Genomic DNA, 21,840 nt, shown 5'->3' with positions numbered 1-21,840 from the left:
GTCACAGGGACTTCAGTTGGGTGATCAGCCAGCGGCCGCCGTCGAGCCGGGCGCCGACCAGGAGTTGGGCGGCGGTGCGGGTGGGCGGCCCTGCCGCTCGCCGGGCGCTCTGGTCGAGCAGCACCAGCAACTCGGCCCGGTCCCCGGTCAGGTGGACCACTCCGGTGCTCACGACCCGACTGGTGAGGGTGAGTTGCTGCTCACCGACCCAGCCGGTCAGCTGTTCGGCGAGCGCCCGGTACTGCTCCTCCGCCGCTCCCCCGAAGACGGCCCTGGCCGCTGTCCTGGTGCTCTCGCTGTCGGCGGCCGAGTAGGAGAAGGCCCGTCCGAGTGCCGCCCCGACCTCCTCGGCGACCCGGCCGGTGGCCGCCCGGTCGGTGAGCGCCCGGTCGGCCGGGTCGGCACCGCTGCGTATCACCTGCCCGCTGATCACGAGGGCGAGCCCGGCGAGCAGGACCAGGGCCGGGGCGGCCCACCGCAGGTACCTCACACCGCCTCCACCGGCACGGTCGCCAGGTCGGCGGCCTTCCAGCCGTCCCCGGTCCGGGTCAGCGACACCGTGACCCGCCGCCGGTCGGTGCTCGACGTGCCGTTGGCGGCCACCAGTTCGAGCCGTACCACGGCGATCATCCGGGCCGTCCCGCCCGCCGCGTCGAGCTCGGTGAGGGCGGCTCCGGCGACGGTCGCGCGCACCGTCAGGTCCGGCGCCGGGGCGGCGCCGAGCCGGTCACGCAGCGGCGCGCGGGTGACGGACAGCCAGCGGGCCCGGGTGGCCGCCGGATCGGCGGCGTCCGCGCTGGTCAGTACGGTCACGGCCGTCCGGCCCGCTGCCAGCGCACCGGCCCTGGCCCGCTCACCGGCCGTGTCGCTGCGCGCCTGCCAGTGGCTCAGCCCACCGAGCACCAGCACGGTGAGGGCCACCGCCCAGACCCGGGTGGCCCTCACCGCCCGGCACCCGGCGTCGCGGGCGCGACCGGGGTCGGGACGCCGCCTCTGGGCGCGTTGCCCGACCCGCGCACCGAAGTCCCGCTCCCCGCCGGTGCGTTGCAGCGGGCCTCGGCGTTGAAGGAGCCGGGTGAGGTGTCCAGGCCGTTGCGGAGGAGAGTGCCCTGGTAGCCGTCCGTGCAGGGCAGTGGCGAGAAGAAGGTGACGGCCATGCCCAGCCGGGCGCCGTCGGCGGTGACCGCGGTCGCCCCGGCGGCGGCCGCCGCCGGGAGCCGGACCAGGAGTTCCTCGATGCCGTGCTGCCGGGTGACGCCCAGCTCGGCGGTGGTCAGCAGGTTGGCCAGCAGCACGCTCAGGCCGGGATCGAGGTCCTTCACCAGCGCGCTCACCTGACCGGCGGCGGCCGGCCCGGTGGCGATCAGCTTCCGCAGGTCGCCGTCGGAGCGAGCCAGTTGGGCCGACAGCTCGGCCGCGCCGGTGGCGAAGGAGCGGATCGCCGAGGACTCCTCGGTCTGGGTCCGCAGCACCGCCTCACCGTCCACGATCAGCCGGGTGGTGGCGGGCAGCGCGCCGCTCGCCGCCGTCAGGAAGCCCCGGCTGCCGTCCAGCAGCGCCTGGAGGTTGTCCGCCTGCCCGTTGAAGGCGGTGCCGAACTCGTCCACCACGGTCCGCAGCGAGCTCAGCGGGACGGAGCCCACCAGCGCGTCCACCCGGCCGAGCATGTCGGTGACCGGCGCCGGGACGCCGGTGTCGGCGCGGGCGATCTCGGAGCCGTCCCGCAGGTAGGGCGGCTGGTCGGTGCTGGGACGCAGGTCGAGGTACTGCTCACCGACGGCGGACAGGTTGGCGACCACGGCCTTCAGCCGGTCCGGGATCGGCGGCGCGTCCCGGGAGATCCGCAGCTCGGCCCGGACGCCGTCCGGGGTGAGCCGGATCGGGCCGACCCGGCCGACCGAGACACCCCGGTAGGTGACGTCGGCGTGCTCGAACAGACCGCCGGTACGCTCCAGTTGGACGTCGACCTGGTAGTAGCCGCGCAGCCCGACGTACCGACCCAGATCGGCGTGCCGGACCGCGATGTAGCCGAGCACCAGGACGGCGATCAGCAGGAAGCCGAGGTTCTTCAGCCGGACGGCGAGGGTGAGCATCAGCGCGCCTTTCCGGACGGTCCGGTGACGGAGGGCAGCGGCAGCGGCAGCCGCCGGGCGAGGGGTTCCGGATCGGGCCCGGGTGGCGGGTCCGCGGTGTCGTCCGGGTCCAGCTCCGGGATGATTCGGGTGCCCGGCGCGGCGGCCAGGTCCAGGTACACGTTCAGGTAGTCGCCCTTTACGCCGCGCAGCACCTCGTCGGTGAACGGGTAGGTGAGCAGCACCTGCAGCGAGTCCGGGAGCGCCCTGCCCGCGTCGGCCAGCCGTTGCAGGGTGGGCGCGATCGCCTTGAGGTCGGCCACCAGGTCGTCCCGGCTGCGGTTGACGGTGTCGACGGCGACGCCGGAGAGGGTGTCCAGCGAGCGCAGCAGGGCGACCAGGTCGCCGCGCTGCTCCTCCAGCACCGCCAGCCCCGGGCTCAGCCCGGTGAGCACGGTACCGATCTGCTGGTCCCGGGTGGCCAGGGTGCTGGCGAGCCGGTCCATACCGTCCAGCGCGGCGGTCAACTCGGCGCGGTGGGCTTCCAGTTCGCCGGTGAAGGTGCTGAGCCGGTCCAGCACCGAGCGGATCTGGGCCTCGTTGCCGGTGAGCGCCTTGCCGAGCTCGGTGTTGATGCTGCGCAGCTGGTCGATCCCGCCACCGTTGAGCAGCATGGAGAGCGCGCCGAACACCTCCTCGACCTCCGTGGACCGGCCGGTCCGGTCGGCCGGGATCACCGCGCCGTCGGCCAGCCTCCCTTGGGCGGCCTCGGTGGCGGGGGGCGCACTGAGCCGGACGTACTTCTCGCCGAGCAGGCCGGACTGCGCCAGCTGGGCGTAACTGTTGGCGGGCAGGCGGACGTTGCCGTTCAGCCTGAGGGTGACGACGGCGGTCCAGTCGTCCGGGGAGAGCTTGATCCCGGTGACCCGGCCGACCGCGACGCCGTTGACCTTGACCGCCGACTGCGGGACCAGGCTGAGTACGTCGGCGAAGCTCGCGGACACCTGGTACGGATGGTCGCCCAGGTCCGCGCCGCCCGGCAGCGGCAGGTCCTGCACTCCCCCGAAGCTCGCGCAGCCGGTCAGCAACACCAGCGGCAGCAGAACGAGTTGACGTCTCATCGGCCGACTCCGGGCAGTGGTAGCGGCAGGGCGGCGATCTCGGTCAGATCGGCCCGGCCGGCCAGCGTTCCGGCGGCCGGGTCGTAGGCGCGCAGCAGGTTGCCGGCGGCCAGCGGGGCGGTGTCGAGCAGTTCGGCCAGGGAGGCCCGCTGGTCCACCAGGCTCTGCGTGATCGGGACCAACTGGTCGACGCTGTGGGCCAGCCGGGTCCGGTTCTGCTCGACGAAGGTCCTCACCTCGCCGAGGGCCACCGCGAGGTTCTGCAGGGCGAGCCCGAGCTCTTCCCTGTCCTCGGCCAGGAAGCCGCTGACCTCGGCCAGCCGCTCCGTGGCCGAGCGGACCTGGGTGTCGTTCTCCCGCAGCATGGTGGTGAACGACTGCAGTTGGGTGAGCGTGCCGAACAGGTCGTCGCTGCGGCCGGAGAGGGTCTTGGCCGCCCGGCCGAGCTGTTCGATGCTGTCGCCGATCGCCCGGCCGTTGCCGTCCAGGTTGCGGGCCCCGGTGTCGAGCAGCCGGGACAGCGCTCCGCCGGCGTTGGCGCCGTCCGGCCCGAGCGCGGTGCTCAGGTCGGTCAGGCTCTGGTAGAGCTGGTCGATCTCCACCGGTTCGGCGGTGCGGTCGACCGGGATCACCGCCCGGTCCGCCAGCAGCGGCCCGCCGGTCCAGGCCGGGGTGAGCTGGATGTAGCGGTCGGCGACCACGCTCGGGGCGACCACCACGGCGGAAGCCGCGGCCGGGACCTTCACCCCGTGGTCGAGGGTGAGCTGCACCCGGACCCGCTCCCCCTCGGGACGGACGGTCTCCACGGTGCCGACCTTTACGCCGAGCACCCGCAGGTCCGAGCCCGCGTACACGCCCACGGCGTGGTCGAAGTACACCGTCACCCGGCTTCCCTCCGGGCCGGGGACGGCGATCAGGGCGGCCACCAGCGCGGCGACGGCCGCACCGGTGCCGATCAGGACGGAGGTCCTGGTGCCGGGCCGCTTCATCCCTGGCCTCCTTCCGGCCGGTTCGGCATGCAGCCGGTGGCGGGTGACGTCCCGTCGGGCAGGTAGGACCGGGGCACCACCCCGCACAGGTAGGTGTCGAACCAGCGGCCGTTGCCGAGCGTGTTGCCCATCAGCCGGTAGTAGGGACCGACCAGGGCGAGGGTCTGGTCCAGGCTCTGCTGGTTGGCCCGCAGGACCCCGGTGACCCGGTCGAGCGCGGCCAGCGTAGGGGCGAGCTGCCGCTCCTGGTCGTGGACCAGGCCGGTCAGTTGGTTGCCCAACTCCGCAGTCCCGGTCAGGAGTTCGTGGACGGCGGTGCGGCGGCGCCGGATCTCGCCGAGCAGCTGGTCCCCGTCGCTGAGCAGGGCGGCGAACCGGCTGTTCTGGTCGCTCACCGTCTTGCTCAACCGCGCGCTGCCGCCGAGCAGCCGGGCCAGCTGGGCGTCCCGGTCGGCGACGGTGCGGGAGAGCGCCGAGAGGCCGTCGGCGGCGCTGCGCACCGATGCGGGGGTGTCCTTGAAGGTGTCGGTGATGGTCCGGAAGCTCTCGGCCAGCTTGGCGGTGTCGATCGCGCCGAGCGTCTTGCCGAGCCCGTCCAGCGCCTGGGTGACGTCGTACGGCGAGGTCGTCCGGGTGGCCGGGATGGTCAGGTCCGGGTCCTGTTCGGCCGCGCCGAGCGGGTCCAGGGCGAGGTACTTCTCGCCCAGCAGGGTCCGGATGCCGATCGCCGCCGTGGAGGCGTCGCCGAGCCAGGTGTCCTTGATCCGGAACGCCACCCTGACCTTGGCCCCGGTCAGCCCGACCCCGGTCACCCTGCCGACCTTGGCCCCCGCCACCCGGACTTCGTTGCCCGCCCGCAGTCCGCCCGCCTCGGTGAACTCGGCGGTGTACTCGGTGCCCTGGCCGAACAGCGGGAGCCCGTCGGCCTGGTACGCGACGGCGGACAGCAGCAGGACGAGCAGCAGCCCGACGGCTCCGACCACGGTCTGGTTGCGTTCGCGCAGCGGCTTCAGCGGGAGGCGGCCCGTGCGCAGCGGTCTCAGCGGGAGGCGGCTCATCCCTGGCACCTCGGTTCGGTGACGGTGATTCCGGTGGGCGGGACACTGCCGTCGCTGGTGCCGACTCCGGAGACCGCGGCCTGGCAGAGGTAGAGGTTGAACCAGGACCCGTAGGACGCAAGCCGGCCCAGCGTGCGCAGCTTCTCCGGGCTGCGCTGCAGGAAGCTCTCCAGCTGGGTGCTGTGCTCGGCCAGGCCGGTGGAGAGCCGTCCGAGTTGGCCGATGCTGTCCTTGAGCGGTGGGCGGCTGTCCTTGAGCAGCCCTGCCGTGCTGGTGGTGAGGGCGCCCAAAGCCTGCACGGCCTCGCCGATCGGCTGCCGGTCCCGGGCGAAGCCGGCCACCAACTGCTGGAGCGTGGCCACCAGTTCGGTGAAGCCCTGCTCGTGGGTGTTGACCGTGGCGACCACCGTGTTCAGGTTGTCGATCACCCGGCCGATCACCTCGTCCTTGGCGGCCAGCGTGCCGGTCAGCGAACCCACGCTGCGCAGCAGACTGTCCACGGTGCCGCCCTGGCCCTGGAGCACCTGGACGATCTCCTCGGCGAGGCGGTTCACCTCGGTCGGGGAGAGCCCCTGGAAGAGCGGCTGGAAGCCGCTGAACAGCTGGGTCAGGTCGAGCGCGGGCCGGGTGCGCTCCAGCGGGATGGTCGCGCCTGGAGCCAGTCGCTCGGCCAACGGACCTACGCCACGTTCCAGTTCGAGGTAGCGCTGCCCGACCAGGTTGAGGTACTTCACCGACGCGGTGACCGAGGCGGGCAGCTGGGTGCCCCGGCGGACCGAGAAGCCCACCTGGGCGTACCTGCGGTCCACCACCGTGACGCTGTCCACCTCCCCGACTCGCACCCCGGCGATCCGCACGCTGTCGCCGACGGTCAGGCCGGTCACGTCGGTGAACCGGGCCCGGTAGCCGGCCGTGTCGTCGCCGAGACCGGTGTCGGCGATGCCCAGCGCCAGTGCGGTGGTCGCGAGGGCGGTGACCAGGATGAAGACCAGCGACTTGGCGATCGGCGCGAGCAGACCAGGGCGTCTCATCCGAGCTCCACCTCCGCCCCGCGCAGCAGCGGGCCGGCCAGCACGCTGCTCCAGTCCGGCAGTTCGCGCCCTGGGGCCAGGAGCTCGTTCACCAGCGCGTTCTCCTGTGGTGAGTTGGGCAGGCCGAGGCCGAGCGCGGCGGGCATCGGGAAGCCCTCCCCCGCCGTGGCGGCGCCCGGGGTGCTGCCGTGGCCGGTGTACGGGGTGTCGTAGCAGGTGGGGCCGCCGGTGGCGGTGTACGCGGGAGCGTCCTTGCCGGGCAGGTACCTGCCCCGCGACGGCATCGTGGAGACGGTGACGTGCAGCCCTGGCCGGTCGGTGCCCTTACCGAGCGCCTTGTCCATCACCGGGACGAAGTCGGCCAGCGTGCGCAACGTGCAGGGGAAGGCGGGGGCGTACCGGGCGAGCAGTTCGAGGGTGGCCCGGCTGTCGGTGGAGAGCCGGATCAGGGTGGACTCGTTGCGGCGCAGGAAGTCGGTCAGGTCCTGGGCACTGGTCGTCCCCGCCGCGTACAGCGCCCGCAGACCGCTCTGCTGCTGGGCCAGCGTGCCGCTGGTGGTGGTCAGGTCGGTGAGCGCCTGGACGACCTCGGGGGCGGCGTCCCCGTACGTCCGGCTGACCGTCACCAGCTGGCCGATGTCCTTGGTGAGGGCAGGCAGTTCGGGGTTGAGTCCAGCCAGGTACGAGTCGAGTTCGACCAGCGTGGAGCCGAGTTGGGCACCCCGTCCACGGAGCGCCGTGGAGACGGCGTTCAGGGTGGCGGAGAGCTTCTCGGGCTGGACGGCGGAGAGCAGCGGCAGCAGGTGGTCCAGGACCTGCTCGAGCTCGACGGCCTCGGCGGACCGGTCCTGGGCGATCACCGCGCCCGCCCGGAGCGGGCCGCCGGAGGCGGCGGCCGGTGGCACCAGGGCGACGAAGCGCTCGCCGAACAGCGTGGTGGGCAGCAGCTGGGCCGTGACCCCGGCCGGGATGCCGGTCAGCCGGTCCGGATCGAGCGCCAGCGTCAGCCGGGCCCGGTCCCCGTCCGCACCGACCTCGCGGACCCGGCCGACCACCACACCGCGCAGCTTCACGTCGGCGTTCACGTGCAGCTCGTTACCGACGGCGGTGGTCTCCAGGGTGACGGTGGCCTCGTCGGCGAAGGTCCGGTCGTAGACGGCCACGCAGACCCCGGCGAGCAGCGCGGGCACCAGCAGGAAGACCGCCCCGGCGGCCAGCCGGCCGGATCGACGCGGGCTCATCCGGCCACCCGCACCGTGGTGGTGGCCCCCCAGATGGCCAGCGAGAGGAAGAAGTCGGTGATGCTGATGATCACGATGGCGTTCCGCACCGACCGCCCGACCGCGATGCCGACCCCAGCCGGACCGCCCTTCGCGTGGAAGCCGTAGTAGCAGTGCGCCAGGATCACGATCACGCTGAAGACCAGCACCTTGAAGCCGGACAGCAGCACGTCCGCGGGCGCCAGGAAGAGGTCGAAGTAGTGGTCGTACGTACCGGGTGACTGCCCGTTGACCAGCACCGTCACGGCGCGCGAGGCCGCGTACGAGGAGAGCAGGCCGATGCCGTACAGCGGCAGCACCGCGACCACCCCGGCGATGATCCGGGTGGTCACCAGGTACGGCAGGCTGCGCACGCCCATCCCCTCCAGGGCGTCCACCTCCTCGTTGATCCGCATCGCGCCGAGCTGGGCGGTGAAACCCGCGCCGACCGTGGCGGAGAGCGCGAGCCCGGCCACCAGCGGGGCGATCTCGCGGGTGTTGAAGTACGCCGAGACGAAGCCGGTGAAGGCGGCGGTACCGAGCTGGTTCATCGCGGCGTGGCCCTGCAGCCCGACCACGGTGCCGGTCGCGGCGGTCATCCCGATCATCACCCCGACCGTGCCGCCGATCACCCCCAACCCACCGCTGCCGAAGGCGACTTCGGCCAGCAACCGCTGCACCTCGCGGAAGTAGCGATACAGCGCACGGGGTGTCCAGAGCAGCGCGGCCAGGTGGAACAGCAGGTGGTCGCCGGTCCGTTCCAGCCAGGCCAGCCGGGAGCGGCGGGGCGGCTCGGGCGGGCCACCCGGCGGGGTGGCGCGGTCCAGCAGGGCCATGGCTCAGGCTCCCTTCTGCGGGACGACCCGCAGGTAGACCGCGGTGAGCACGACGTTGACCACGAACAGCAGCAGGAAGGTGATCACCACGGCCTGGTTGACCGCGTCGCCGACCCCCTTGGGGCCGCCGCGCGGGTTGAGGCCGCGGTAGGCGGCGACGATGCCCGCGATGAAGCCGAAAATCAGCGCCTTCAACTCGCTGATGTACAGGTCGGGCAGCTGGGCCAGCGCGGAGAAGCTGGCCAGGTACGCACCCGGAGTGCCGTGCTGGAGCACCACGTTGAAGAAGTAGCCGCCCAGCGTCCCGACCACGGAGACCAGACCGTTCAGCAGCACGGCCACCGCCATCGCGGCCAACACCCGTGGCACCACCAGCCGCTGGACGGGCGAGACGCCCATCACCTCCATCGCGTCCAGCTCCTCGCGGATCTTCCGCGAGCCGAGGTCGGCGCAGATCGCCGCGCCGCCGGCCCCGGCGATCAACAGGGCCACGATCAGCGGACTGGCCTGCTGGATCACCGCCAGCACGCTCGCCCCGCCGGTGAAGGATTGCGCGCCCAACTGCTGGGCGAGCGAACCCACCTGGAGCGCGATCACCGCGCCGAACGGGATCGACACCAGGGCAGCCGGCAGGATCGTCACGCTGGCCAGGAACCAGAACTGCTCGATCAGCTCCCGAAGTTGGAACGGCCGCCGGAAGGTGTCCCGGACGGTACCGGCGGACAGCGAGAGCAGCTGACCGGTGTGCCGCAGCGCGCCGGTCACCGTGCCACCTCGAGCCTGCGCAGCAGCGCCCGGCGCGGCGGAAGCCCGGGCGAGGGCTGCAACTGCTCCGGCAGCGGCCGGGGTTCCTCGACCGGTACGGTCTCCTGGGCCTGCAGCTCCTGGTCCTTCTCCTCCGACATGCCGATCGGCCCGGCCCGCCGTCCACTGAGGAACTGCCGCACCACCGGCTGCTCGCTGCGCAGCAGTTCCTCGCGTGAGCCGAACGCGACCAGCTCCCGGCGGAACAGCATGCCGATGTTGTCCGGCACGGTGGCGGCGATGTCCAGGTTGTGGGTGACGATCAGCATGGTGGCGTCGATCTGCGCGTTCAGGTCGATCAGCAGCTGGGAGAGGTAGGAGGTACGGACCGGGTCGAGGCCGGAGTCCGGCTCGTCGCACAGCACGATCTGCGGGTCCAGCACCAACGCCCGCGCCAGTCCGGCCCGTTTGCGCATCCCACCGGATATCTCGCCGGGCAGCTTGGCCTCCGAGCCGACCAGACCGACCATCTCCATCCGCTCCATCACGATCCGGCGGATCTCGTCCTCCTTCTTCCGGGTGTGCTCCCGGAGCGGGAAGGCGATGTTGTCGAAGAGGTTCAACGAGCCGAACAGCGCGCCGTCCTGGAACATCAGACCGAACAGCCGACGGGCTCGGTAGATCTCCCGCTCGGGGCTGTTCACCATGTCGACACCGTCCACCAGCACCCGGCCGCGCTCCGGCTTGAGCAGCCCGATCACGGACTTCAGGAAGACCGTCTTGCCGGTGCCGGACGGCCCGAGCAGTACCGTCACCTCGCCGGGCGGCAGCGTCAGGCTGACGTCCTCCCAGACGGTCTGCCGCCCGAAGGACTTGGTCAGCCCCTCCACGGTCACCTCGATTCCCATGGCACCTCCCGGTTCTCTCGCTCAGCTGTGCGGTGCGGTGCGCTGTGCTGCGGTCAGCGGCGGTGCGGCAGCGGTGGCAATTCGATCTCCGGCTCGCACCCGTTGGGCTGGTCGCTGGTCGGGGTGCAGATCGCGCCCTGGATCAGGTTCAGGGTGTTCCCCGGCCCGGAGACGGCCGCCGTGAACAGCCGGTCCAGGTTCTCCCCGCCCGTCCCGCAGCCGGTGAACGGCGGGATGGTCAGGTCTCGTTGGGCCAGTGGGCCGCCACCCTGCAGGGTGTAGTCGGGCTTGCCGTCGCCGCCGCCGGGCAGGTAGTCGTCCTGACGGCCCTTCAGCTCCAGGTTGACCGGTCGGACGGTCCGGCAGTTCGGGCCCACGTCCAGCGGGGTCCCGTTGATCTTCACGTCGTAGATCCGGAGCGACTGGTAGCCGCCGATGGTGAACTCGGCGGGCTGGTCCCAGTCCGAGTTGCCGGTGGCCACGATGGTCAGCAGCCCCTCCGGGATCAGCTCCATCTTGGCGGTGGTCGGCATGAAGCCGTAGGTCAGGAAGGTGGTGTCCGAGGGCGGCAGCTTGAGGTAGCCCAGCGAGTCCGCCTCGAAGTACGGCTGCTGGCCCGGCTCCGGATCCCAGAGCGTGACGAAGCGTCGGGTCAGGTTCAACCCGGCCAGGGCCGGCCGCCGCTCGGGGTCGTTGACCACCGATGCCTGCCCGAGCTTGTGCACGTTGGCGAAACCCACGGCGAAGGCACAGGCCGGAGTCGGCGGGAACGGGTCCATGTCGGGGAACGGCAGCACCATGGCACCGGGCGGCACCGGCGGCAGCCGGGCCTGGTCCAGGTCTCCGATCGGCGGGTCGGGGCAGGTGTTCACTCCCGAGTGCAGCACTTGGGCGGCCCGCACTCCGGCAGTCGCCCTGCCGGGTGCCGCGTCCGACGGGGCCCCCGCCACCGCGCCGGCCAGCAGCGCGGCGACGAGTACGGCGGCGGGCCGCGCGGCCCGGCTGCGGCGCACTGCGTACCTCATGGCTGAACTCCTCGGAGCAGGGGTGGGGTTACCGACCGCCGCCGCTGCGAGGCGGCTCGGGACGCAGGACACTACGGCTCGGTAACAAGACGTCACAAGTGATCGCACGCGGACAGTTGACGGGGGTGGCACCAGCCGGGATTTCCTGTCACCTGATGACAATTCCGTCGGCCCCGATTGGTCGCGCGGCACACGTTCCGCACACGGAACCCCGACCCGGGATCGACCGGGTCGGGGCCCGCGACGGCGCCGGATCAGCTCACGGCGAGGTGATGACCTGAGGAGCGCTCAGGACGTACGCGGCGTTGTAGACCGCCGGGTCGTTGTTGTTCAGCAGGCCGAGGCAGCTGCCCGACACGGCGTACGCGTGCAGGTCACCGCCGCTGATGGTGAGGGTGTTGGTGGAGTTGTTGTAGCTGCCCGTGAGGGTGGCGGCCGTGGTGCTGGTCGGGCCCGCGAAGTCGGCCGTGCAGCCGGCGCCGCTGATGTGGGCCTTGACGCCACTGAGGTTGCCGGTGGTGACGCCGGTGGCCGCGTTGTAGCTCAGCGCGTTGAGCGACCAGGGCAGGTTCAGCGGCGTGACCGCGAAGGTGATGCCGAGCGGTCCGGAACAGCTGGACCAGCTCACCGAGGTGATGCTGGAGATCGGCAGACCGTTGCTGGTGGGTGCCAGGGTGCCGGCCGCAGCCGACGAGGTGCAGGTGAGCTTGGTGCCGGTCTTCGTGTCGGTGAGCTTCGGCGACACGGCCTTCGCCGTCCAGGCCCCACCGGGGCTGGCGGTCCAGGTGGCGGTCGTACTGCCGGTGGCGGCGCTCGGGGCAAAGGTGAGGCCGACGGCCGCGGTGAGCCCGGCAGCGGCGACCAGGGCGCCCTTGACATGCTTGCGCACGGGTGGTCCCTTCTGTGGGGATGACGGTTCCGGGCAGGCCGACTCCGCTGCGCACAGCGTGGATCGGACCGCACGGCACCATCGGAAAGCGGGGCGGTGGGTGGGGCTGCCCTCGCTGGCCGGGACATTACGCGCGGGTAATCAAGCCACGCAACGGCATGCGCCTGCTTCCGGAAAACCCGGCTACCAGCGGGTATTTTCTTGTTCCCGGCACATCAGAAGCACTTCCGGACTTTGTCCGGAAGTGAGCGCCGCGTACGACCGGCACTACTCAACTCCCGTGCCGGTCAGCAGTGTTCTCCGCCCTGAGTACTGTGCTCCGGACCGCTCGTGCTCTATCTTCGGCGAACCACCACATGTCGTATGCGTGCGGCCCAACGGCCGGACGTCAGGGGGACCCATGGCCACACCGCGCAAGGCGCCTGGCTTCACCGCGTCGATCGACCGGATACCACGCGAACTGGCCACCCTGATGCGCCCCGAACTCCCTGGCCTGCTCAAGGAGATGGCCGCCGAGATCGTCGGCATCATCCCGGAGTACCGGGAACTCCTGGCGGGTCCCAACGCCAAGGTGATCCGGGTCGGCATCGAGCAGAACATCGCCACCTTCGTGGACCAGGTCGCCGCCCCGACCGCCACCACCTCACTGCGCGACGAGATCTGCCGGCGCTTCGGCCGACACGAGGCCTTCGAGGGCCGCAGCCTCGACATGCTCCAGGACGCCTACCGGATCGGCTGCCAGGTCGCCCTGCGCCGGGTCCGCACCGTGGGCCGCCGGCACAACCTGTCGGCCGCCGTCCTGATGGCCTTCGCCGACGCGCTCTTCGCCTACATGGGCGAGATCGCCGAACTCTCCCGCGAGGGCTACCTCCAGGCGATGGCGGAGCTCGGCGAGGAACCCGACAACCGGCGCCGCCGACTGCTCCGCCGCATCCTCGGCGGCACCACCGTCGCTCGCGGCGCCCTCGCCGAACTGGCCGAGCACGCCGCCTGGCCGCTCCCCGAACAGGTCACCCTGGTCGCCCTGGCTCCCGGCTCCCGCCCGCACCGGGCCGCCCTGGACCGCGACATCCTGATCGACCTCGCCGACCGCGAACCCCATCTGCTGCTGCCAGGACCGGTCGACGACGACCGCCGCCCTGCCCTGGCCGCCGCACTCACCGGCTGCCGGGCCGCCGTCGGCCTCACCACCCCGCTCGCCGAGGCCGCCGAATCGCTGCGCTGGGCAAGGCAGTTACTGGTCTTCGCCGACACCCCACTGACCTACTGCCAGGACCACATGGTCCAGCTCTTCCTGCTCGGCGACCCCGCCCTGGTGCAGCAGATCACCCGCCGCTACCTCGCCCCGCTCGCCGACCTCACCCCCACCCGCAGGACCCGCCTGCTGGAGACCCTGAGCGCCTGGCTCACCACCCGGGCCACCGCCGCCGAACTCGCCGAACACCTCGGCGTCCACCCGCAGACCGTCCGCTACCGGCTCCGGGTCCTCGAACGGGCCTTCGGCGACCGGCTCGCGGACCCCGAGGTACGGTTCGCCACCGAGGTCGCGTTACGCGCCGCTGCGGTGGGCCGCCCGAACCGCTGAACCCGCCGCCCCACGGACCGTCAGCCGTTCTTCCCAACCCCCGGCGGCAGCAGGCAGGATGGCCGTGTCACCTCCGGCAGCGCCATCCAGCGAAGGGCCGTACCATGACCACGATCACGCATCGTCGGATCGAATCGACCAGCGGACTGTCGATGCACATCGCCGAAGCGGGCAGCGGTCCCCTGGTCCTGCTGCTGCACGGCTTCCCCGAGAGCTGGTACTCCTGGCGCCATCAGCTGGTCGCCCTGGCCGAGGCCGGCTACCACGCGGTCGCGCCCGACCAGCGCGGCTACGGCGGGTCCGGAGGCCCCGACGAGGTCGACCAGTACTCCCTGCTGCACCTGTCCGGTGACGTCCTCGGCCTGCTCCCCGCGCTCGGCGCGGACCGGGCCGTGGTGGTCGGCCACGACTGGGGCGCTCCCGTCGCCTGGACCAGCGCCCTGCTCCGTCCCGACCTGGTCCGCGGTGTGGTGGGACTCTCCGTCCCGCCGTTCCCGCGCGGGCCGATGCCGCTGCTCCAGCTGTTCCGCCAACTGATGGGCGACAGCTACTACATGGTCCACTTCCAGCAGCCCGGAGTCGCCGACGCCGAGCTGGCGCGGGACCCGTACATGACCTTCCGCACCGTCCTGGCCGGCCGCCCGCTGCTCAGCCCGGAGGGCCTCCCACTGGTCACCGAGGGCAAGGGCTTCCTGGACATGTTCACCGTGCCCGCAGACCTGCCGGACTGGCTCACCGAGGACGACCTCGCCCACTTCGCCGCCGAGTTCACCGCCAACGGCTTCAGCCGCCCGCTCAACTGGTACCGCAACCTCGACCGCAACTGGTACCTCACGGCCCCTTGGCATGACGCCCGGATCCTGCCGCCCGCCCTCCTCATCCTCGGCGAACACGACCTGGTGGTCGCCAACGACGGCGCCCGCGCCGGCCTCGCCACCCTCAAGGACCTGGCCCCCAACCTCGCCGAACCCCTCTGGCTCCCCGACTGCGGCCACTGGACCCAGCAGGAGAAGCCCAAGGAGGTCAACCAGGCCCTGCTCGGCTTCCTGGACGGTCTCGCCGCGTAACTCTCCAGGATCTGAAATGCAGAAAGCCCCCCGGCTGATAGCCGGGGGGCTTTCTGTGAATGATTGTTCGGCGGCGTCCTACTCTCCCACAGGGTCCCCCCTGCAGTACCATCGGCGCTATGAGGCTTAGCTTCCGGGTTCGGAATGTAACCGGGCGTTTCCCTCACGCTATGACCACCGAAACACTATGAAACTGTCAACCGCACCCCACCGTGACCATGGCAGGGGGTCGTTGTTTCAGAACAACACAGTGGACGCGAGCAACTGAGGACAAGCCCTCGGCCTATTAGTACCGGTCAGCTCCACCCCTTACAGGGCTTCCACATCCGGCCTATCAACCCAGTCGTCTACTGGGAGCCTTACCCTCTCAAGGAGGTGGGAATATTCATCTCGAAGCAGGCTTCCCGCTTAGATGCTTTCAGCGGTTATCCCTCCCGAACGTAGCCAACCAGCCATGCCCTTGGCAGAACAACTGGCACACCAGAGGTTCGTCCGTCCCGGTCCTCTCGTACTAGGGACAGCCCTTCTCAATATTCCTACGCGCACAGCGGATAGGGACCGAACTGTCTCACGACGTTCTAAACCCAGCTCGCGTACCGCTTTAATGGGCGAACAGCCCAACCCTTGGGACCTACTCCAGCCCCAGGATGCGACGAGCCGACATCGAGGTGCCAAACCATCCCGTCGATATGGACTCTTGGGGAAGATCAGCCTGTTATCCCCGGGGTACCTTTTATCCGTTGAGCGACGGCGCTTCCACAAGCCACCGCCGGATCACTAGTCCCGACTTTCGTCCCTGCTCGACCCGTCGGTCTCACAGTCAAGCTCCCTTGTGCACTTACACTCAACACCTGATTGCCAACCAGGCTGAGGGAACCTTTGGGCGCCTCCGTTACTCTTTAGGAGGCAACCGCCCCAGTTAAACTACCCACCAGACACTGTCCCTGATCCGGATCACGGACCCAGGTTAGACATCCAGCACGACCAGAGTGGTATTTCAACGACGACTCCACGACAACTGGCGTTGCCGCTTCAAAGTCTCCCACCTATCCTACACAAGCCGAACCGAACACCAATATCAAGCTATAGTAAAGGTCCCGGGGTCTTTCCGTCCTGCTGCGCGAAACGAGCATCTTTACTCGTAATGCAATTTCACCGGGCCTATGGTTGAGACAGTCGAGAAGTCGTTACGCCATTCGTGCAGGTCGGAACTTACCCGACAAGGAATTTCGCTACCTTAGGATGGTTATAGTTACCACCGCCGTTTACTGGCGCTTAAGTTCTCAGCTTCGCCAACCCGAAGATTGACTAACCGGTCCCCTTAACGTTCCAGCACCGGGCAGGCGTCAGTCCGTATACATCGCCTTACGGCTTCGCACGGACCTGTGTTTTTAGTAAACAGTCGCTTCTCGCTGGTCTCTGCGGCCGGCCCCAGCTCAGAGTGCAAGACTCATCACCAGTTCCGGCCCCCCTTCTCCCGAAGTTACGGGGGCATTTTGCCGAGTTCCTTAACCATAGTTCACCCGAACGCCTCGGTATTCTCTACCTGACCACCTGAGTCGGTTTGGGGTACGGGCCGCCATGAAACTCGCTAGAGGCTTTTCTCGACAGCATAGGATCATCCACTTCACCACAATCGGCTCGGCATCAGGTCTCAGCCTTAATGAGTGACGGATTTGCCTATCACTCGGCCTACACCCTTACCCCGGGACAACCACCGCCCGGGCTGGACTACCTTCCTGCGTCACCCCATCGCTCACCTACTACCCTGTTGGGTCACCGGCTCCACCACGTCCCTTTGTCCGAAGACTCCGGGCCGGCTTCACGGGCTTAGCATTCAGAGGTTCGACGTTGGCGCTTCAAAGCGGGTACGGGAATATCAACCCGTTGTCCATCGACTACGCCTGTCGGCCTCGCCTTAGGTCCCGACTTACCCTGGGCAGATCAGCTTGACCCAGGAACCCTTGGTCAATCGGCGCAAGAGTTTCCCACTCTTGTATCGCTACTCATGCCTGCATTCTCACTCGTGAACCGTCCACAACTGGATTCCTCCGCTGCTTCACCCGGCACACGACGCTCCCCTACCCATCACAGCCCCCGTTGGGGGTATTGCTGCAATGACACGACTTCGGTGGTGTACTTGAGCCCCGCTACATTGTCGGCGCGGAATCACTTGACCAGTGAGCTATTACGCACTCTTTCAAGGGTGGCTGCTTCTAAGCCAACCTCCTGGTTGTCTCTGCGACTCCACATCCTTTCCCACTTAGCACACGCTTAGGGACCTTAGTCGGTGTTCTGGGCTGTTTCCCTCTCGACCATGGAGCTTATCCCCCACAGTCTCACTGCCACGCTCTCACTTACCGGCATTCGGAGTTTGGCTAAGGTCAGTAACCCGGTGAGGCCCATCGCCTATCCAGTGCTCTACCTCCGGCAAGAAACACGTGACGCTGCACCTAAATGCATTTCGGGGAGAACCAGCTATCACGGAGTTTGATTGGCCTTTCACCCCTAACCACAGGTCATCCCCCAGGTTTTCAACCCTGGTGGGTTCGGTCCTCCACGAAGTCTTACCTCCGCTTCAACCTGCCCATGGCTAGATCACTCCGCTTCGGGTCTTGGGCATGCAACTGTACCGCCCTATTCGGACTCGCTTTCGCTACGGCTACCCCACACGGGTTAACCTCGCTACACACCGCAAACTCGCAGGCTCATTCTTCAAAAGGCACGCAGTCACGAGACACACAGCAAGCTGCATGTCCGACGCTCCCACGGCTTGTAGGCACACGGTTTCAGGTACTATTTCACTCCGCTCCCGCGGTACTTTTCACCATTCCCTCACGGTACTATCCGCTATCGGTCACTAGGGAATATTTAGGCTTAGCGGGTGGTCCCGCCAGATTCACACGGAATTTCTCGGGCTCCGTGCTACTTGGGAGAAGCTCAAGTGAGCCGCACAGATTTCGTCTACGGGGGTCTTACCCTCTACGCCGGACCTTTCGCATGTCCTTCGACTATCCATACGGTTTCTGACTCACCGACCGGCCGGCAGACCAATCAAGAACTTTCCCACGACCCCGCTCTGGCAACCCCTGCCGGGTCTCACACCAAAACGGTTTAGCCTCATCCGGTTTCGCTCGCCACTACTCCCGGAATCACGGTTGTTTTCTCTTCCTGAGGGTACTGAGATGTTTCACTTCCCCTCGTTCCCTCCACACACCCTATGTGTTCAGGTGCGGGTGACAGCCCATGACGACTGCCGGGTTTCCCCATTCGGAAACCCCCGGATCAAAGCCTGGTTGACGGCTCCCCGGGGACTATCGTGGCCTCCCACGTCCTTCATCGGTTCCTAGTGCCAAGGCATCCACCGTGCGCCCTTAAAAACTTGGCCACAGATGCTCGCGTCCACTGTGCAGTTCTCAAACAACGACCAGACACCCACCCTCGGCACCCCTGACAGGATGTCCTCAAGTAGGACCGGCACTGAAGCAACAGCCTCACGGCCGTTCCCTCAGGACCCAACAACGTGCCCGACACACCCGCCATCCACCGCGTTCCACGCCCCGAAGGACAGTACTGACGGCTTCAACCGTGTGTGCCGAATAGTCAACGTTCCACCCATGAGCAACCAACCGAGAGCATTCGTCTCGGTCTGGCTATGTGCTCCTTAGAAAGGAGGTGATCCAGCCGCACCTTCCGGTACGGCTACCTTGTTACGACTTCGTCCCAATCGCTGGTCCCACCTTCGACGGCTCCTCCCCTTACGGGTTAGGCCACCGGCTTCGGGTGTTACCGACTTTCGTGACGTGACGGGCGGTGTGTACAAGGCCCGGGAACGTATTCACCGCAGCATGCTGATCTGCGATTACTAGCAACTCCAACTTCATGGGGTCGAGTTGCAGACCCCAATCCGAACTGAGGCCGGCTTTTTGGGATTCGCTCCGCCTCGCGGCATCGCAGCCCTTTGTACCGACCATTGTAGCACGTGTGCAGCCCAAGACATAAGGGGCATGATGATTTGACGTCGTCCCCACCTTCCTCCGAGTTGACCCCGGCAGTCTCCTGTGAGTCCCCATCACCCCGAAAGGCATGCTGGCAACACAGAACAAGGGTTGCGCTCGTTGCGGGACTTAACCCAACATCTCACGACACGAGCTGACGACAACCATGCACCACCTGTATACCGACCACAAGGGGGCGACTATCTCTAGCCGTTTCCGGTATATGTCAAGCCTTGGTAAGGTTCTTCGCGTTGCGTCGAATTAAGCCACATGCTCCGCTGCTTGTGCGGGCCCCCGTCAATTCCTTTGAGTTTTAGCCTTGCGGCCGTACTCCCCAGGCGGGGAACTTAATGCGTTAGCTGCGGCACCGACGACGTGGAATGTCGCCAACACCTAGTTCCCAACGTTTACGGCGTGGACTACCAGGGTATCTAATCCTGTTCGCTCCCCACGCTTTCGCTCCTCAGCGTCAGTAATGGCCCAGAGATCCGCCTTCGCCACCGGTGTTCCTCCTGATATCTGCGCATTTCACCGCTACACCAGGAATTCCGATCTCCCCTACCACACTCAAGCCTGCCCGTATCGAATGCAGACCCGGGGTTAAGCCCCGGGCTTTCACAACCGACGCGACAAGCCGCCTACGAGCTCTTTACGCCCAATAATTCCGGACAACGCTCGCACCCTACGTATTACCGCGGCTGCTGGCACGTAGTTAGCCGGTGCTTCTTCTGCAGGTACCGTCACTTGCGCTTCTTCCCTGCTGAAAGAGGTTTACAACCCGAAGGCCGTCATCCCTCACGCGGCGTCGCTGCATCAGGCTTTCGCCCATTGTGCAATATTCCCCACTGCTGCCTCCCGTAGGAGTCTGGGCCGTGTCTCAGTCCCAGTGTGGCCGGTCGCCCTCTCAGGCCGGCTACCCGTCGTCGCCTTGGTAGGCCATTACCCCACCAACAAGCTGATAGGCCGCGGGATCATCCTGCACCGCCGGAGCTTTCCACCAACCCCCATGCAGAGGAAGGTCATATCCGGTATTAGACCTCGTTTCCAAGGCTTGTCCCAGAGTGCAGGGCAGATTTCCCACGTGTTACTCACCCGTTCGCCACTAATCCACTCCGAAGAGCTTCATCGTTCGACTTGCATGTGTTAAGCACGCCGCCAGCGTTCGTCCTGAGCCAGGATCAAACTCTCCGTGAATGTCTGCAGGTAATCCTGCAACCACTCGCGTTGAGCGGCACGGCAACCACCGGAATAGGCGGCCCCGCGCACTGCGTCCTCGCTAGTGTTTTACTTCATAAAGGAATCTCCAACCCCACAAAGTGAGGCCGGGGATGTCAACATATCTGGCGTTGACTTTTGGCACGCTGTTGAGTTCTCAAGGAACGGACACTTCCTTCGAGCCGCTTATCAGGCGGACCCTCCGGGCGCTTCGTTCGTTCTTTCGTGTTCCGAGCTTATCAGACGTTTTCCGCTCCGTTTTCCGGAGTTTCATTCACCCGACTCGCTTTTCTTCGCCCCTCGCGGTGCGACTCCGGAACTGTACGGGCATCGCCGCCCCACAAGCAAATCGCCTCCGCCCAACACCTCCGGCCCGGCCGAAGCCACGCTCACCACGCCTCTGAACAGCACTTTTCTCCTGTACGACCATCTGCCCGGAGCCCGGCCGCCACCGAAATCGAGTGGCCCGCCCCTCCGGCCCGACCTCATCCTCGTGCCATGGATGAACCCAAGCAGCGCATCCGCGCGCACTGCTCGGTGACCACGGTCACCGTCTATCAGGCCTACCGTCCCGAGATCGGCCTGCCTGCCGCCCGCGACGGCCGGTTCCCCGCCGCATGGCAGCGCGACCGGATGACCTGGATCAAGCCCTCGTTCCTCTGGATGATGTACCGCTCCGGGTGGGGCCTGAAGGAGGGACAGGAGACCGTGCTGGCGGTCGAGATATCCAGGGCCGGCTTCGAGTGGGGGTTGCGGCACGCCTGCCTCTCCCACTACGAGCGCGGCCTGCACCCGGACCGGGCCGCCTGGCAGCGCGAGCTCAGGCGGGCGCCCGCCACGGTCCAGTGGGATCCCGAACGCGATCTGCACCTGCAGCCGCTCCCCTACCGTTCGCTGCAGCTCGGACTCAGCGGTGAGGCGGCAGCCCGGTACGCGGACGAATGGACGGTGTCCGTCACGGACGTGACGCCGCTCGCACACCAGGTGCACGCCTTGGTCCGCACGGGAGACCTGGCCGCAGCCTCCGAGCTGCTTCCCGAGGAGCAGCCGTACCCGGTGGAAGAAGGTGCTCTCGCACACCTCTTCGCCTGACCTGCCGCCACGCGAAACCCCGACCCGCACCGGCAGTCGCGCTCAGGCGCCTCGTCGTCCCCGGTCTACCCTGGCCGCATGGGTACCCCTGTAACCGCCGAGGACCGGGAATCAGCGCTGGAACCGCTCGCCGAGCTGGTGGCCCGGCGGGGAGTCGTGGTGCTGAGCGGCGCGGGGCTGTCGACTGAGTCGGGCATCCCCGACTACCGGGGGGAGACGGGGAGCCGGCGGCGCGGCTCACCGATGACGTACCAGGAGTTCACCGGGAGCCCGGAGGCCCGCCGCCGCTACTGGGCGCGTAGCCACGCCGGGTGGCGGACCATCGCGCGGGCCGAGCCGAACGCCGGGCACCGGGCGGTGGAGCGGTTGCGCCGCTCGAGCCATGTGTCGGCGGTGATCACGCAGAACGTGGACGGCCTGCACCGGGCGGCCGGCACCCGGCAGGCGGTGGAGCTGCACGGCGGGCTGGACCGGGTGGTCTGCCTGACCTGCCGTCACCTCACCCCGCGCGCCGAGCTCGACCGGCGGCTGACCGAACTGAACGGGGACTTCCGGCAGGCAACCGCCCAGGCGGACGGCGACGCGCTCCTCCCCGACGAGCTGGTCGCGTCGTTCCGGGTGGCGCCGTGCGAGGAGTGCGGCGGGGTCCTCAAGCCGGACGTGGTGTTCTTCGGCGAGAGCGTGCCCAAGCCCCGGGTGGAGCGTTGCTTCGAGCTGGTGGCGGCCGGGCAGGTGCTGCTGGTCCTCGGCTCGTCCCTGACCGTGATGTCGGGGCTGCGCTTCGTCCGCCGGGCCGCCCGGGACGGTACGCCGGTGGCGATCGTGAACCAGGGCCCGACCCGGGGCGACGAGCTGGCCGTCGCCCGGATCGCGTTGCCGCTCGGTGCCGCCCTCACCGACCTGGCCGACCGGGTCAGCGGCACGGCTCCCCTACCGCTCCGCTGACCCGGC

General features: G+C 68.3%; 16 protein-coding genes, 3 rRNA genes and 1 pseudogene. 4 read left to right on the top strand and 16 right to left on the bottom strand.

The annotated features are described in order from the left end of the window. Position 1: 1 nt before the first annotated feature. The 13 genes and pseudogenes from ACKUU6_RS27265 to ACKUU6_RS27205 all read right to left on the bottom strand — a co-directional run bounded on the left by ACKUU6_RS27265 (position 2) and on the right by ACKUU6_RS27205 (position 11,932). The gene (locus tag ACKUU6_RS27265) at positions 2–490 is read right to left on the bottom strand and encodes a hypothetical protein (protein WP_407991217.1); all 489 of its coding nucleotides are present in this window, start codon (positions 488–490) and stop codon (positions 2–4) included. Then, positions 487–945, bottom strand: a complete 459-nt coding sequence (locus ACKUU6_RS27260) for a hypothetical protein (protein ID WP_407991216.1) — start codon at positions 943–945, stop codon at positions 487–489. Before ACKUU6_RS27260 ends, ACKUU6_RS27265 begins: the two co-directional genes overlap by 4 nt. Beyond that, the gene (locus ACKUU6_RS27255) at positions 942–2,093 is read right to left on the bottom strand and encodes an MlaD family protein (RefSeq protein WP_407991215.1); all 1,152 of its coding nucleotides are present in this window, start codon (positions 2,091–2,093) and stop codon (positions 942–944) included. Before ACKUU6_RS27255 ends, ACKUU6_RS27260 begins: the two co-directional genes overlap by 4 nt. Next, positions 2,093–3,193 carry an MCE family protein gene (locus ACKUU6_RS27250; protein WP_407991214.1) on the bottom strand — a complete coding sequence of 367 codons (1,101 nt, stop codon included), beginning with the start codon at positions 3,191–3,193 and terminating at the stop codon, positions 2,093–2,095. Before ACKUU6_RS27250 ends, ACKUU6_RS27255 begins: the two co-directional genes overlap by 1 nt. Continuing rightward, positions 3,190–4,182, bottom strand: coding sequence for an MCE family protein (locus ACKUU6_RS27245; protein WP_407991213.1), 993 nt, complete (start codon positions 4,180–4,182; stop codon positions 3,190–3,192). The genes ACKUU6_RS27250 and ACKUU6_RS27245 overlap by 4 nt, the downstream gene beginning before the upstream one ends. Beyond that, positions 4,179–5,240 (bottom strand): MCE family protein, encoded by a 1,062-nt coding sequence (locus ACKUU6_RS27240; protein ID WP_407991212.1) that lies wholly within the window; start codon positions 5,238–5,240, stop codon positions 4,179–4,181. The genes ACKUU6_RS27245 and ACKUU6_RS27240 overlap by 4 nt, the downstream gene beginning before the upstream one ends. Next, complete coding sequence (locus tag ACKUU6_RS27235; RefSeq protein ID WP_407991211.1) at positions 5,237–6,271, bottom strand: MCE family protein; 1,035 nt, start codon at positions 6,269–6,271, stop codon at positions 5,237–5,239. The genes ACKUU6_RS27240 and ACKUU6_RS27235 overlap by 4 nt, the downstream gene beginning before the upstream one ends. Next, a complete protein-coding gene (locus ACKUU6_RS27230) occupies positions 6,268–7,512 on the bottom strand; it encodes an MCE family protein (RefSeq protein ID WP_407991210.1) in 1,245 nt (414 codons plus the stop codon). The genes ACKUU6_RS27235 and ACKUU6_RS27230 overlap by 4 nt, the downstream gene beginning before the upstream one ends. Next, a complete protein-coding gene (locus ACKUU6_RS27225) occupies positions 7,509–8,366 on the bottom strand; it encodes an MlaE family ABC transporter permease (protein ID WP_407991209.1) in 858 nt (285 codons plus the stop codon). The genes ACKUU6_RS27230 and ACKUU6_RS27225 overlap by 4 nt, the downstream gene beginning before the upstream one ends. Before the next feature lie 3 nt (positions 8,367–8,369). Beyond that, positions 8,370–9,131: an MlaE family ABC transporter permease gene (locus ACKUU6_RS27220; protein WP_407991208.1), complete on the bottom strand. Its 762-nt coding sequence runs from the start codon at positions 9,129–9,131 to the stop codon at positions 8,370–8,372. A gap of 8 nt (positions 9,132–9,139) precedes the next feature. Further along, positions 9,140–10,018: pseudogene (locus ACKUU6_RS27215) on the bottom strand (ABC transporter ATP-binding protein); the annotation flags it as partial. 53 nt (positions 10,019–10,071) lie between these two features. Further along, positions 10,072–11,043: a hypothetical protein gene (locus ACKUU6_RS27210; protein ID WP_407991207.1), complete on the bottom strand. Its 972-nt coding sequence runs from the start codon at positions 11,041–11,043 to the stop codon at positions 10,072–10,074. A 259-nt stretch (positions 11,044–11,302) separates the two neighbouring features. Continuing rightward, a complete protein-coding gene (locus ACKUU6_RS27205) occupies positions 11,303–11,932 on the bottom strand; it encodes a hypothetical protein (protein WP_407991206.1) in 630 nt (209 codons plus the stop codon). A 400-nt stretch (positions 11,933–12,332) separates the two neighbouring features. Here ACKUU6_RS27205 and ACKUU6_RS27200 point away from each other — a divergent pair, with 400 nt between their 5' ends. Beyond that, entirely contained in the window at positions 12,333–13,517 is a 1,185-nt protein-coding gene (locus tag ACKUU6_RS27200) for a helix-turn-helix domain-containing protein (RefSeq protein ID WP_407991205.1), read from the top strand. Between the two features lie 104 nt (positions 13,518–13,621). Beyond that, on the top strand, positions 13,622–14,584 hold the full coding sequence (locus ACKUU6_RS27195) for an alpha/beta fold hydrolase (protein WP_407991204.1): 963 nt from the start codon (positions 13,622–13,624) through the stop codon (positions 14,582–14,584). Between the two features lie 65 nt (positions 14,585–14,649). Here the strand turns inward: ACKUU6_RS27195 and rrf are convergent. From rrf to ACKUU6_RS27180, 3 genes are all read right to left on the bottom strand, one after another. After that, a 5S ribosomal RNA gene (gene rrf / locus ACKUU6_RS27190) occupies positions 14,650–14,766 on the bottom strand. A gap of 84 nt (positions 14,767–14,850) precedes the next feature. Next, positions 14,851–17,972, bottom strand: a 23S ribosomal RNA gene (locus tag ACKUU6_RS27185). A gap of 280 nt (positions 17,973–18,252) precedes the next feature. Then, positions 18,253–19,776 (bottom strand): 16S ribosomal RNA (locus ACKUU6_RS27180). Together the 16S, 23S and 5S rRNA genes form the textbook arrangement of a ribosomal RNA operon. A 519-nt stretch (positions 19,777–20,295) precedes the next feature. Between ACKUU6_RS27180 and ACKUU6_RS27175 the strand changes: the two genes are divergently transcribed. Next, positions 20,296–20,889 (top strand): DUF4291 domain-containing protein, encoded by a 594-nt coding sequence (locus ACKUU6_RS27175; protein WP_407991203.1) that lies wholly within the window; start codon positions 20,296–20,298, stop codon positions 20,887–20,889. A 78-nt stretch (positions 20,890–20,967) separates the two neighbouring features. After that, complete coding sequence (locus ACKUU6_RS27170) at positions 20,968–21,834, top strand: NAD-dependent protein deacetylase (RefSeq protein WP_407991202.1); 867 nt, start codon at positions 20,968–20,970, stop codon at positions 21,832–21,834. Positions 21,835–21,840: the final 6 nt, after the last annotated feature.

This window comes from Kitasatospora sp. CMC57, assembly GCF_045866025.2.
In the GTDB taxonomy this organism is placed as follows: Bacteria; Actinomycetota; Actinomycetes; order Streptomycetales; family Streptomycetaceae; genus Kitasatospora.
Note: the sequence above shows the minus strand (reverse complement) of the source record. Positions and strands in the feature narration are given on the sequence as shown.

What these genes read in the sequence shown, in the direction of transcription:
- ACKUU6_RS27230 (WP_407991210.1), bottom strand. Translation starts at nt 7,512, where the DNA reads ATGAGCCCGCGTCGATCCGGCCGGCTGGCCGCCGGGGCGGTCTTCCTG.
- ACKUU6_RS27200 (WP_407991205.1), top strand. Translation starts at nt 12,333, where the DNA reads ATGGCCACACCGCGCAAGGCGCCTGGCTTCACCGCGTCGATCGACCGG.
- ACKUU6_RS27240 (WP_407991212.1), bottom strand. Translation starts at nt 5,240, where the DNA reads ATGAGCCGCCTCCCGCTGAGACCGCTGCGCACGGGCCGCCTCCCGCTG.
- ACKUU6_RS27225 (WP_407991209.1), bottom strand. Translation starts at nt 8,366, where the DNA reads ATGGCCCTGCTGGACCGCGCCACCCCGCCGGGTGGCCCGCCCGAGCCG.
- ACKUU6_RS27170 (WP_407991202.1), top strand. Translation starts at nt 20,968, where the DNA reads ATGGGTACCCCTGTAACCGCCGAGGACCGGGAATCAGCGCTGGAACCG.
- ACKUU6_RS27250 (WP_407991214.1), bottom strand. Translation starts at nt 3,193, where the DNA reads ATGAGACGTCAACTCGTTCTGCTGCCGCTGGTGTTGCTGACCGGCTGC.
- ACKUU6_RS27195 (WP_407991204.1), top strand. Translation starts at nt 13,622, where the DNA reads ATGACCACGATCACGCATCGTCGGATCGAATCGACCAGCGGACTGTCG.
- ACKUU6_RS27235 (WP_407991211.1), bottom strand. Translation starts at nt 6,271, where the DNA reads ATGAGACGCCCTGGTCTGCTCGCGCCGATCGCCAAGTCGCTGGTCTTC.
- ACKUU6_RS27255 (WP_407991215.1), bottom strand. Translation starts at nt 2,093, where the DNA reads ATGCTCACCCTCGCCGTCCGGCTGAAGAACCTCGGCTTCCTGCTGATC.
- ACKUU6_RS27210 (WP_407991207.1), bottom strand. Translation starts at nt 11,043, where the DNA reads ATGAGGTACGCAGTGCGCCGCAGCCGGGCCGCGCGGCCCGCCGCCGTA.
- ACKUU6_RS27175 (WP_407991203.1), top strand. Translation starts at nt 20,296, where the DNA reads ATGGATGAACCCAAGCAGCGCATCCGCGCGCACTGCTCGGTGACCACG.
- ACKUU6_RS27245 (WP_407991213.1), bottom strand. Translation starts at nt 4,182, where the DNA reads ATGAAGCGGCCCGGCACCAGGACCTCCGTCCTGATCGGCACCGGTGCG.